Here is a 12,240-nt window from a genome sequence, read left to right as displayed (position 1 = left end):
GCGAAACGGTGACGCTCGCGGGAACCAGGGGCCGCACGTGCTCGACTTCCTTGCCATGTGGGAGAAATCCGTCGGCGTCACGGCGGAATCGCGTACACCGCAGCGGGAACGCTCCGCGGTATTCGCTGCCGTCGGCGCACACGTTCCGTCCATTGTGGTCACCAACGACGACCTGGCCGCGCGGCTCGACACGTCCGACGAGTGGATCACCAGCCGGACCGGCATCAGGACCAGGCAGGTGGTCGAACCCGGTGGGTCCACGTCGGATCTCGCGATCGCCGCAGGAATGGCGGCCCTGCGCGCAGCCGGCTCCGACGCGTCGATCGACGCGGTGGTGCTGGCGACGTCGACGCCGGATCGACTCGTGCCCGCGACCGCACCCGCCGTCGCCGCAGGACTGGGTCTGGCCGGCGTACCCGCTTTCGACGTCGATGCGGTGTGCTCCGGTTTCGTCTACGGACTCGCCGTGGCCAACGGCCTGATCGCGGCCGCAACCGCCGATCGGGTTCTCCTGATCGGCGCGGACACGTTCTCCACCATCGTCGATCCCACCGACCGGGCCACCGCCCCGCTGTTCGGTGACGGCGCCGGCGCGGTGGTGTTGCGCGCAGGGGAACCGGACGAGCCCGGCGCGCTGCTCGCCTTCGAGCTGGGCAGTGACGGCGCGCTCGCCGAACTGATCACGGTGCGCGACGGCTGGTTCGCCATGCAGGGGCAGGCGGTGTACCGGCAGGCCGTGACGCGCATGGCCGGTGCCGCAAGGGGTGTGCTCGCCCGAACCGGCTGGGAGCCGGGCGACGTGGACAGCTTCGTCGGCCATCAAGCGAACCTGCGCATCCTCCGCGCGGTTGGCGCTGATCTCGGCGTCGATGCCGACCGGGTGCACACCAACGTCACTGAGGTCGGCAACACGGTCTCCGCGTCGATTCCGCTGGCGCTGGCTCACGCCCACGCGGCAGGCCGGATCCGGGCCGGCCACCGCGTGCTGCTCTCCGCGTTCGGCGGCGGGGCGACCTGGGGCGCGGCCACTCTCGTCTGGCCGGAACTCAGCTGAAGGGAACCCGTGGAACAGCAACAAGTGCACGAGCTGGTCGAGGACTTCGTCCGGCGGCTCGGCGACACCTCAGGCACCGAGATTCCGCCCTCAGCACGGCTCGACGAGCTCGGCATCGACTCGCTCAGTCTCGTCGACCTGCTCTTCGCGCTGGAGCGTGCGTTCGAAGTGTCCATTCCAGACGAAGCGTTGCCGGCCATCTCGACCGTCGGCGACCTCACCGGCTATGTGGTCGCCGCCACGCGCTGACCGCCCTGAAAGGACATCACCAGATGCGGATCACCCGGCAGGACGGCATCGGCGTCATCGCCGAGAACTTCGACTCCTCCAGCGACGAGGACGTGCGCGCGCTCAAGGAGGCCGTCTACCGCGACAAGATCGTCGTGTTGAAGGGTCAGGAGCTCGACCCGAGGCAGTTCCTCGCCCTCGGCACAAGACTCGGCACACCGCAGACCTACTACGAACCGATCTACCACCACCCCGAGGTGCCGGAGATCTTCGTCTCCTCCAACGTGAGCGACGGGGACAAGCGCGTCGGCGTGCCGAAGACCGGCAAGTTCTGGCACTCCGACTACCAGTTCATGCCCCGCGCGTTCGACATCACCCTGATCTACCCGCAGGTCGTGCCGTCGAAGAACCGCGGCACCTTCTTCATCGATCTCACCAAGGCCTACGAGAACCTCAGCGAGGAGCTCAAGGTCGCGGTGAAGGACACCACCGCGTGGCACACCGTTCGCCACTACTTCAAGATCAGGCCCAGCGACGTGTACCGCCCGCTGTCGGAGATCATCGAAGAGGTCGACGCGAAGACTCCTCCGGTGCCGCTGCCGACCGCACACCCGCACCGGCGGACTGACGAGACGATCCTGTACATCAGCGAGGGTTTCACACTGTCCCTCACGGACGCGGACGGCCGTGAACAGCCCGAGCTGCTGCGCGAAGTGCTGGAGTCGACCGGACAGCTCGACCGGACGTTCGAGCACCCGGCCATCCACCTGCAGACCTACGACGAGGGCGACCTTCTGTTGTGGGACAACCGCAGCCTCGTGCACCGGGCACTGCACACCGCCACTGACGAACCCGCCGTGTCGTATCGCGTCACGATCTACGACGGCGCGGAGGCCTGAGTGGCCATCGCGACCGACGCGGACCTGCTCACCGCCGTCCTGCGCTGTTACAAGCCGCACTGCCGCTACCTGACCTCCGCCGAGGTCACGCGGGACGCCGACGTGGTGAGCGGCAGCGGAGTCATGCACATCCCGGAGTCCTGCTACATCGACGACACCGGTCATCTGAACTCCGTCGAGGTCGGAATCTGCTACAACCAGCTGCTGTACCAGGTGATCGCGGCGTCGGTCCGCGACGGTCTGCTGCCGGAACTGTCGAGCTGGTCGATGGACGACTTCTGGCGCAGGCAGCTCCGCGATGTCCTCATCGCCCACTTCTCGTGCGACTTCCGGCGCCCGCTCGATCCGCGCTCCTTCCGGATGGCGCTCACGATCGATCGCGCCGTGCGACGCACGTTGCGTCCCGGCGCCGATCCGCTGGTGTCCCTCGAGACGAGCTTCCAATGCTGGGACGACAAGGGCGGCGCCTGTTCCGGCGCCGCGCGAGTCGCAATCGTGGGGAGCTGAACCATGTCCGCCGAACGCATCCATCACGCCGATCTGCGCACAGTCGCGCAAATTCCCGGCTACCACGCCGAACGCACGCCTGGCGTTCCCGCCATCACGTGCGCGGGCCGCACTCTGACCTACGCCGAGCTGCACGTCGAGAGCAACCGCGTCGGGCACGCACTGATCGCGGACGGTGTCCGCCGCGGCGAGCGGATCTCCTACCTGGGCGTCGAATCCGTGCATTACTACGTGACGTACTTCGCCTGCGCGAAGATCGGCGCGGTACTGGTGCCGATCAACTTCCGGCTCACCGGCCCTGAGGTCTCCCACGTCCTGCGCGACTCCGGCAGCACGCTGCTCGTCGTCGACGACGAACTGCGCCCGGTGATCCAGGAGGCCGCCGCCACGATCACCGGCCTGCGGGTGCGCGGGGCCGCGACCGCCGACTTCGCCGAATGGACACAGCCACATCCCACCATCGACCCGCCTGAGGTGACCGGACCCGAGGACGCGGTGGTGCAGCTGTACACCAGCGGGACCACCGGACTGCCCAAGGGCGTGGTCCTGGCCCAGCGCAGTTTCTTCGCCGTCCGCGACTCCCTCGCGGCGTCCGACCTGGACTGGATCGACTGGCGCGAGGGTGATCGCAGCCTGATCGGCATTCCCGGATTCCACGTCGGCGGCATCTGGTGGGCAACCCAGGGGTTCTCGGCCGGTATCACCAACGTCGCGATGCCTCGCTTCGACAGCACAGGCGCACTCCGGTTGATCGGCGAGGGCATCACAACGGCCTGCGTGGTGCCGTCGATGCTGCGGTTGCTGCTGGCCGAGCCGGGTGTGGACGAGGAGGCGTTCTCGTCGCTGCGCAAGGTCGTCTACGGCGGCTCGCCGATCGCGGAAGCGCTGCTGCAGGAGGCACTTCCGGTGTTCGACTGCGAGTTCGCCCAGATCTACGGCCTCACCGAGACGGGCAACACCGCTGTCTGCCTGCCTCCTGCGGACCACGTCGTCGGCAGTCCCAGGCTGCGTGCCGCGGGCAGGCCGTACCCCGCCGTAGATGTCAAGGTCATCGACAACGACGGCAACACGCTGCCGGTCGGTGAGATCGGCGAGGTGTGCCTGCGCACGCCCGCTCACATGATCGAGTACTGGGGCCTCGCCGAGGCGACCGCGGCCACGCTGGTCGACGGGTGGATCCACACCGGCGACGCGGGCAGGCTCGACGAGGACGGCTACGTCTTCATCAGCGACCGGCTCAAGGACATGATCATCGTAGGCGGGGAGAACATCTACCCCGCCGAGATCGAGAACGCTCTCGCGAAGCATCCCGCGGTGGCCGAGGTCGCGGTCGTCGGCGTGCCCAACGACAAGTTCGGCGAGGCGGTACACGCCTTCGTCACGGTGCGGCCGGGCGAGGCGGTCGACCGGCGCGAGCTGTTCGTGTTCAGCCGGGAGCGGCTCGCGAGCTTCAAGATCCCGTCGAGGTTCGAGTTCGTCGACCGCGTCCCCCGCAACCCGAGCGGCAAGATCCTTCGGCGCGAGCTGCGCGACAGGTTCTGGTCCGGGCGCGACCGCCAGGTCAACTGACTTCACCGGGAGGACCCCGATGCTCACACTCGACGCCGTGCGCGCTCAGCTCGCTGAACGCCTCTACCTGGAACCCGGCGAGCTCACCGACGACGCGGACCTGTTCGCGGAAGGCCTCGACTCCGTCACCATCGTCGACCTGGTGGAGGAGTGGCGCGAGGGCGGCGCCGCGGTCAGCTTCGCGGATCTCGCCGAGCAGCCGACGCTGCGCGCGTGGTGGGACCTGCTCAGTGGAACAGGCGCCGAAGATGCCTGACACGGCGGTGTCCTGGCCGCTCACCACGGCTCAGTACGGCATCTGGGTCGGACAGCAGCTCGATCCCTCCTCTCCTGCCTACAACACGGCCGAGTACGCCGACATCGACGGACCGCTGGACGTCGGCGCACTTGCGCGGGCGATCCGGCACGTGGTGACGGAGACCGAGGCGTTGTCGGTCCGGTTCATCGAGGACGGGAACGGCCCGCGACAGATCGTCGATCCGCCGGAATGGGACGTGCGAGTCCTCGACGTCAGTGCTCAATCCGATCCGCTGGCGGCGGCGGAAGCCCGGATGGAACAGGACGTCGCCGCACCGGTCGATCTCACCCACGACGTGTTATTCACGCACACGATCTTCCGGCTCGGCCCCGACCACCACCTGTGGTACCACCGGGTTCACCACGTCCTGCTCGACGGCTACGGGTTGTCCCTCGTGGCACGCAGGGTCGCCGAGGTCTACACGGCCTTGACACGCGGCGACGAGGTCGGTGCGCACGAGTTCGGCACAGTGCGGTCCGTGCTGGATGAGGAAGCCGCCTACCTGGGCTCGCCGGAACACCGCCAGGACGGCGAGTTCTGGACGGAGTACCAAGAAGAGCGGCCCGCACCCGCCACGCTGGCCGGATGCCCGGCCGCGCTGCCACGGCACGTCCTCCGCGCCTGGGCGGAGGTGGACGGATCCACAGTGGACTCGTTGCGATCCGTTGCCCGCGAGGCGAGCGGGAGGTGGACCGACGCCCTGATCGCCGCGATCTCCGCCTACGTGCACCGGATGACCGGAACCGAGCAGATCTCGCTCGCGGTCCCGGTCATGCTGCGCACAGGTTCGGTGGCGTTGCGCGTGCCGTGCATGGTGCTCAACGTCGTCCAGCTCTACACGGACTTCGGCGACCGGCCGTCTCTCATCGACGTGACCGGGCAGGTGACCCGACACCTGCGTCGCAGCAGGCGTCACCACCGCTACCGGTACGAACAACTGCGGCGCGATCTCGGTCTGCTCAACAGCGAACGGAAGCTCTTCGGCCCTTCGGCGAACATCATGCCGTTCGACTACGGCTTGATGTTCGACAGAACCCCGGCGGTGATGCGCAACGTGTCCGCGGGTCTTGTCGAGGACCTGGCGTTCAACGTCTACCACCGCGCCGACGGCACGGGTCTGACCGTCGCGCTGGACGGCAACCCGAACCTCTACACCGCCGGCGAGCTCGCCACCCACGCCGAACGGCTGCGGGTGTTCCTGCGGAGGCTGCTGGCCGAACCTGCCGCACCGGTCGCCGACGCGGAACTTCTCCTCGACCGCGAGCGCTCCACCGTTCTCGGTTCGTGGAGCACGATCACCCACGACTGGCCGGACAACACCATCACGGATCTCCTCGCGGACAGGGTGTCCGCGACTCCGGAACGCACCGCGCTCGTCGCGACCGAGGAGAACGGTGAGCGGGTCCACCTGACGTTCGCCGAGTTCGGCCGAAGCGTGGACCGCCTGGCACATCGGCTGCACGAGGCGGGAGCAGGGCCGGGGACCACCGTGCTGCACCTGCTCCCCCGCACCGCTGACGCGATCATCGCCCTGTTCGCGACGGTGAGGTCCGGTGCGGCCTACGTGCCGGCCGATCCCGACCACCCGCCGCGCAGGCTGGCGTTCTTCCTCGAAGACGCTGAGCCGAAGCTCGTCGTCACGACCCTCGACCTGGCCGGCCGACTACCCGACGGCACTCCTGTGGTCGCGGTCGACACACCGCACAACTCGCCTGCAGTGGCGGTGACCGTCGCACCAGACGACCCGTTGTGCCTCATCTACACCTCCGGGTCCACAGGCGAGCCCAAGGCCGCTGTGATCACCCACCGCGGTATGGCCAACCTCTATCACCACCACCGCACCGAGATGATCGAACCCGCCGAACGCGAGCACGGCGTGATCCGGGCAGCGCTCACGGCGTCGCTGTCGTTCGACACCTCCTGGGAAGGCCTGCTGTGGCTGCTGGCCGGCCACGAACTGCACCTCGTTACCGACGAGGTGCGCCGTGACCCGGCCGAGCTGCTGCGCTACGTCGACACCGAACGCATCGGGTTCCTCGACGTCACGCCTACCTACGCCGAGGAACTGCTGACCGCCGGGCTGCTCGCACCGGGACAGCACCGCCCGGGCATCATCGCCCTGGGTGGTGAGGCGACGGGCCAGGCGTTGTGGTCCGCGTTGCGCGACGCCGAGGGCATCACCACCTACAACCTGTACGGCCCAACGGAGTGCACGGTCGACACCGTATGGGCGCGGCTGGCCCACAGCCCGACCCCGGTCATCGGCCGTCCGGTGGCCAACACCCGGTGCCACGTGCTCGACGGCGAGTTGCGTCCGGTTCCGCCCGGCGTCGCCGGAGAACTCTGCCTGGGCGGCACTCCCCTCGCGCTCGGCTACCACCGGCGACCCGAACTGACCGCCAGGAGGTTCGTCCCCGGTCCGTCCGGAGAGCGGCTGTACCGCACCGGAGACCTCGCCCGGTGGCGGGCCGACGGACTGCTGGAGTACCTGGGGCGCAACGACGACCAGGTCAAGATCCGCGGGTTCCGGATCGAGCCGGGCGAGGCCGAGACGGCGCTGGCCACCCATCCCGCCGTCGCTCAGGTCGCCGTGGTGGCCAGTGACGACCGGCTGGTCGCCTACGTCGTCCTCGCACCTGGCCTGCCTGTTCCTGAGGCCTCCGCATTGCGCGCCCACGCGGCGGCCTCGCTCCCCGACCACCTGGTGCCGCCCGTCTACGTCGTGCTGGACAGGCTTCCCCGGACCGTCAACGGCAAGCTGGACCGGGCGGCGTTGCCCGCCCCGGACATCACGGTCGGCAGCCGGCCTCCCACCAGCGAGCGGGAACGGGCGTTGTGCGCGTTGTTCGCCGAAGTCCTGGGACTGCCCGAGGTCGGCGTCGACGACGACTTCTTCTCCTTGGGCGGACATTCGCTGCTCGTGGCGAAGCTGCTGAGCCGGGTGCGCGCCGAGTTCGGTGTCCGGCTCGGCATCCGCGACGTGTTCGAGACCGCGAACGTCGCCGCACTCGCGATCAGGCTGGGTGCGGTCGCTCCTCTCGGCGCGGACCCTCTGTCCGATGTGGACCTCACCGCGGAGGTCGCGCTGTCGGACGCGATCACCGCGGCAGGGCTCGCACCGTTCTCCGGCCGGGTCGACTCCGTGCTGCTGACCGGCGGTACAGGTTTCCTCGGCGCGTTCCTGCTGCGGGAACTGCTCGACCGCACGTCCGCCACGGTGCACTGCCTTGTCCGCACGCAGACCGAGCAGGACGGGCTGAAGCGGTTGAGGGCGTCACTGCGGCGTTACGGACTGCCCAAACACGACCTGCACCGCGTAATCGCCGTACCGGGAGATCTGGAGCTGCCGTCGTTCGGGCTGCCGGCGGAGGAGTTCCAGAAACTGGCGGTCGAGATCGACGTGGTGCTGCACAACGGCGCCAGGGTGCACCACCTCGATCCGTACAGGCGGTTGCGGGCCGCGAACGTCGGCGGCACGGCAGAGGTGCTGCGGCTCGCGACCACCCATCGGGTCAAGGCCGTGCACTTCGTGTCCACCTGCGACACCGCCGTCGCTTCCGATGGCAATCCCCCGATCGTGCGCGAAACGCGGCGAGTCCGGCCGGAGTCCCTGCTGCCCAACGGCTACGTCGCGAGCAAGTGGGTAGCGGAAGGCATGGTGCTGCTCGCGGGTCAACGCGGCGTGCCGGTGGCCGTGCACCGGCCGAGCCGCATCGCCGGCCACAGCAAGACAGGTGCCGCGGGCACCGACGACGCGCTGTGGAATCTCGTGCGCGGCATGCTCGTCGTCGGCGCGGCACCGAACTCGGCCGGTCACGCGGACGTCGTCCCGGCAGACCGGGTGGCCTCCGCCGTGGTGCAGCTGCTGGTCCGCGGCAGTACCGGCGCGACCTACCACCTGACCGGTCCGGGGCCGCTCGCGATCGACGACGTGCTGGGCAGGCTCCGCGATCGCGGCTACGACCTCGCCCGGCTGCCCGTCACCGAGTGGCGAAACCTGCTGGCCGACACCGCCGACCGCGCCGCGGACACGGGCGACTACAGCCTCGCCATCGCCGTGGCACACGCTCCCGCGCTAGGTGGTTCCACCGCACCGGTCGCCTTCGGGCGAGACAACCTGGTGGATGCGGGGCTCGCCATCCCCGCGGTGAACGGACCGTTGATCGACACCTACCTCGACCACTTCATCAGCACCGGGTTCTTCCCCGCACCGCGACGAAGGCAGGCATGATCACGACCACCGAGCACTCCGGCTTCCGGGCCTGGCTGGGTCTGACGGCGATCCTCGCCGCCACCTTCATGGGCCAGGTCGACGGGTTCATCGTCACCGTCGCCGCACCGTCGGTCCAGCGCGATCTCCCCGCGTCGTTCGGCCAGATCCAGCTCGTCGGCGCGGCGTACGTGCTCGCGTGCGCCGCCGGACTGGTCACCGGCGGCAGGATCGGCGACCGCTGGGGCCGCCGCCGGACGTTCGTGGCCGGAATCGCGGTGTTCACACTCGCCTCGCTGCTGTGCGGCCTCGCGCCGAGCCCCGAGGTGCTGATCGTCATGCGCTGCGTACAGGGACTCGCCGCAGCGGCGCTCGTGCCGCAGGAACTGGCTCTGATCCACGGCATGTTCTCCGGACGGACCCAGCGTGCGCGCGCCATCGGCTGGTACGGCGTCGCGATGGGCCTCGGGGTCATCGCCGGGCTCGGCGGTGGCGGCCTGTTAGTGCACTGGAACCCTGCGGGCCTGGGCTGGCGCACGGTGTTCCTGATCAACGTGCCGATCGGCCTGCTCGTCCTGCTGCTGAGCAGGATCGCGATCGACGAGGGCAGGTCGGCCGAACGGCCGCGCATCGACCTCGCCGGCACTGCACTGACCGCGATCGCGTTGCCGTCGCTGCTGGTACCGCTCGTGCTCGGCGCTGAGCCGGGAGCATCCGGTCTGCTGTGGACACTGCCGCTCCTGGCACTGGCCGCAGGTCTGGTCCTGGTGCGACAGCAGCGAAAGCTCGCGGCCTCCGGTGGTTCGCCGCTGTTTCCGCCTCGTGTGCTCAGGACACCGGGGATGGTGATCCGGCTCGCGGCGATCACGACGTTCTTCGCGGGCAACTCGGGCCTGTTCCTCGTGTTCACCTACTACGTGCAGACCGGTCTGGGCCGAGAACCGTTGACAGCCGGTCTGATGTTCGTACCGCTGGGCGCCGCGTTCGCACTCGGCTCCGCGTGGTCCGCGCGCCTGTCCGCACGCTTCGGCGACCAACTGCCCGTGACAGGCTGCTGCCTGCTGGCCGTCGCGATGCTGAGTCATCTTGCCGTGGTCCGAGCACCGGTCGAAGCTCAGGACCTCCTGCTCGCGGTGGCGATCGGCGCCGTCGGACTCGCCCAAGGGGTCGTGGTGGCTCCCGTTGTCACCGGAATCTTCGCGCGTGTCACCGCGGACGACGCAGGCGCGGCCTCCGGCGTCGCGTCCACCGTCACGCAGTTCGCCCTGGCGTCCGGCTACTCCGCCGTCGGCGTCGGCTACCGCTTCCTGCTGGGCGCGACGCCCGGTGCCGCGGCGGTGCCGTTGCCCGCTCACGTGCACGCGTACTCGGTGAGCGTCATCGTGCTGGCGATGCTGGCACTGACGACGAGCATGTTGTGCGCTCGTAGCAACCAGAGCTAGACGCCGTACCGGTTGGTCAGATCACCCGCGACCGACGGCGTTGTCCGCAACACGCGGAACTACGACCGCGAACTACTAAAGTCCAGCCGTTACCCATGCGACGTTCCAGCATCCAACGTGGTTTCCTCATGTTCAGCTATTGGGGTTTGCTCGTCCTGCGCTCGCAATGGTCGCTGTCGGCATCATCGTGGCAGGATCGTCGCCTGGGGTGGCGTCGGCCGCTACATCAGGCGTCTCCGCCACGATCAACTGCACGCTGAGTGTTCAAATCCACACAATTCCGGACATGTCAAGGGAACTGTGAATGTCACGGCAGACGTGACTTGCACGGCCGTTGTTCCGGCGATCAGGATTCGCGGACATTCGCCGCGGTGCAGCCTCTGATGTCGGCGTGCTTCCCGAAGGTTTCACACCACCGCAGCTGAACCTGGACAACAGCCAATCAATTGTTCCTAGGATGCGAAGAAGTCGATGTCGCGAGTTACCGCCCCAGGTGCCGTTGTCCTACACCACAGGATCGCCTGTCTCGACCGGTCTGTGTCGGACGAGATCTATGCGCCACCGAGTGGCCAGCGACCGGATGCAACCTGGTTCACCGAGGTTCTCGCACAACGGACAGACCTCTCCGCAACCGTTGACGAGCGTGGGAGGCCTGTTCGTTCGGAGGTCGAGCCGGAGGAAGCCGACGCGATCGTCGCGGACTGCGCGTTGCTCGGACGCCTGCGGGTATTCGCCCGGTCGGTGGTGGACGGTCCGGTGGACTTGCCGGCCCAGGAATGGGTTCACCACCGGGCAGCACACCTGCGACCTCGGCCCGAGAACGCCCAGGCCTGAGCTCTTCGTACCGGTGAACGCGGCCACGGTTCCGGTGGCGTGCACGAAGCCGCGGAACATCGGCTTCTTCACCTCGACCTCGGCCTGGGACGGCTGGGACATGTGGCGGATCTACCAGGAGGCGCATTTGTTCCTGTATCAGGCGCCCTTGCCGCGCCGGCATCTGGAAGTCGACCCTGATGCCGTCGTGTGCGAGATTTCGTCGGCCACTCAGTGGGTTCAGTTCGTGCAGAGGTATCCGGCCTTCGTCGATGGTCGGGCTTACCCTGACTGGCCGTCCGTGGCGAAGGAGTGGGACGACGTGCATTTCACCGCTTCCGCGATCGCGGCGACCCCGGGGACTGGTGTTCGGCTTGGGGGAGTCGGACGTCCAGCCACTCGCTTTGGACGTCGAACAGACCTTCTGGCTTTCCTGGCGATTCACCGGCGCCACCGAGCAAGAAGCTTCTGCGCACGGGTGAACGGGCTGCCGCGACAGCAGCACACCGTCAGCGACGACCGATCCAGCCGTCGATCGTCAGGCACCTCAACCGTGTGCCCACCGCGTGCCTCTCACTGCCGCAAGTAGTCCTGAGGTGGGCTGGACGACCTCGACAACGGCGCTCCCTACGCCTCCGGCCAGCTCCTCCCGGGCCCGCGCGACGCGGGATCTGACCGTCCCAACAGGACAGCCCACGACCTCGGCTGCCTCGACGTAGGACAGTCCGAGCACCTGGGTCAGCAGCAGTGCTTCACGACGTTCCGGTGCGAGGCCGGCGAGCATGACGGTGAGCTCGACGACGTCCTCGAACCCAGCCGACCGGGCGTGCTCGGTGTGGCGGTTCGCGTCCGAGGCCAGCCGGTAGTCCGCCGACCACGCGATCTGCGGCCTGACGACGGCCGCCCGAACGTGGTCGACGACGGTGTGACGGGCGATCGAGAGCAGCCAGGTGCGTGCGGAGGAACGCCCCTCGAAACCGGGAAGACTGCGCAGGGCGCGCAAGTAGACGTCCTGGGTGAGGTCGTCCGCCATCCCGACCCCGCCGAGATGGGCGACCAGCCGCCAGACATCGCTCTGCGTCGCACGGACAAACCGTTCCAGCGCACCACGATCACCCGCGCCGGCGGCCAGCGCGCACGCCGTCACAGCCTCGTCACCCCTCGAAGTTGACACGATCGTGGACAGTAGCCAATGGCCGAGATCGCTGGGAACTCCGAAC

Annotated in this window: 9 protein-coding genes; 8 read left to right on the top strand and 1 reads right to left on the bottom strand. The window is 68.4% G+C overall.

Going from position 1 to position 12,240, the window contains the following annotated elements; all coding sequences use genetic code 11:
- The first annotated feature begins 55 nt into the window (after window positions 1-55).
- From JNUCC0626_RS47675 to JNUCC0626_RS47640, 8 genes are read left to right on the top strand one after another with little or no spacing between them, the layout of a single operon-like run.
- Window positions 56-1,054 (top strand): beta-ketoacyl-ACP synthase 3, encoded by a 999-nt coding sequence (locus JNUCC0626_RS47675; protein WP_394622258.1) that lies wholly within the window; start codon window positions 56-58, stop codon window positions 1,052-1,054.
- A 9-nt stretch (window positions 1,055-1,063) separates the two neighbouring features.
- Window positions 1,064-1,303, top strand: a complete 240-nt coding sequence (locus JNUCC0626_RS47670; protein ID WP_394617207.1) for an acyl carrier protein — start codon at window positions 1,064-1,066, stop codon at window positions 1,301-1,303.
- Between the two features lie 23 nt (window positions 1,304-1,326).
- The gene (gene scoE / locus JNUCC0626_RS47665; protein ID WP_394617206.1) at window positions 1,327-2,181 is read left to right on the top strand and encodes a (3R)-3-[(carboxymethyl)amino]fatty acid oxygenase/decarboxylase; all 855 of its coding nucleotides are present in this window, start codon (window positions 1,327-1,329) and stop codon (window positions 2,179-2,181) included.
- A complete protein-coding gene (locus JNUCC0626_RS47660) occupies window positions 2,182-2,688 on the top strand; it encodes an FcoT family thioesterase (protein WP_394617205.1) in 507 nt (168 codons plus the stop codon).
- 3 nt (window positions 2,689-2,691) lie between these two features.
- Window positions 2,692-4,257: a long-chain-fatty-acid--CoA ligase gene (locus tag JNUCC0626_RS47655; RefSeq protein ID WP_394617204.1), complete on the top strand. Its 1,566-nt coding sequence runs from the start codon at window positions 2,692-2,694 to the stop codon at window positions 4,255-4,257.
- A 19-nt stretch (window positions 4,258-4,276) separates the two neighbouring features.
- Window positions 4,277-4,513, top strand: coding sequence for a phosphopantetheine-binding protein (locus JNUCC0626_RS47650; RefSeq protein ID WP_394617203.1), 237 nt, complete (start codon window positions 4,277-4,279; stop codon window positions 4,511-4,513).
- On the top strand, window positions 4,506-8,786 hold the full coding sequence (locus JNUCC0626_RS47645; RefSeq protein ID WP_394617202.1) for an amino acid adenylation domain-containing protein: 4,281 nt from the start codon (window positions 4,506-4,508) through the stop codon (window positions 8,784-8,786). The genes JNUCC0626_RS47650 and JNUCC0626_RS47645 overlap by 8 nt, the downstream gene beginning before the upstream one ends.
- A complete protein-coding gene (locus tag JNUCC0626_RS47640) occupies window positions 8,783-10,207 on the top strand; it encodes an MFS transporter (protein ID WP_394617201.1) in 1,425 nt (474 codons plus the stop codon). The genes JNUCC0626_RS47645 and JNUCC0626_RS47640 overlap by 4 nt, the downstream gene beginning before the upstream one ends.
- A 1,360-nt stretch (window positions 10,208-11,567) precedes the next feature.
- Here the strand turns inward: JNUCC0626_RS47640 and sigC are convergent.
- The gene (gene sigC / locus JNUCC0626_RS47635; RefSeq protein WP_394617200.1) at window positions 11,568-12,194 is read right to left on the bottom strand and encodes an RNA polymerase sigma factor SigC; all 627 of its coding nucleotides are present in this window, start codon (window positions 12,192-12,194) and stop codon (window positions 11,568-11,570) included.
- Window positions 12,195-12,240 lie beyond the last annotated feature (46 nt).

Source organism: Lentzea sp. JNUCC 0626 (genome assembly GCF_043632865.1).
Taxonomy (GTDB): Bacteria; Actinomycetota; Actinomycetes; order Mycobacteriales; family Pseudonocardiaceae; genus Lentzea.
This window is presented reverse-complemented; position numbering and strand designations above follow the sequence as displayed.

Coding starts and splice junctions, on each gene's coding strand:
- JNUCC0626_RS47675 (WP_394622258.1), top strand. CDS start 56: ATGTGGGAGAAATCCGTCGGCGTCACGGCGGAATCGCGTACACCGCAG.
- scoE (WP_394617206.1), top strand. CDS start 1,327: ATGCGGATCACCCGGCAGGACGGCATCGGCGTCATCGCCGAGAACTTC.
- JNUCC0626_RS47655 (WP_394617204.1), top strand. CDS start 2,692: ATGTCCGCCGAACGCATCCATCACGCCGATCTGCGCACAGTCGCGCAA.
- JNUCC0626_RS47650 (WP_394617203.1), top strand. CDS start 4,277: ATGCTCACACTCGACGCCGTGCGCGCTCAGCTCGCTGAACGCCTCTAC.
- JNUCC0626_RS47645 (WP_394617202.1), top strand. CDS start 4,506: ATGCCTGACACGGCGGTGTCCTGGCCGCTCACCACGGCTCAGTACGGC.
- JNUCC0626_RS47640 (WP_394617201.1), top strand. CDS start 8,783: ATGATCACGACCACCGAGCACTCCGGCTTCCGGGCCTGGCTGGGTCTG.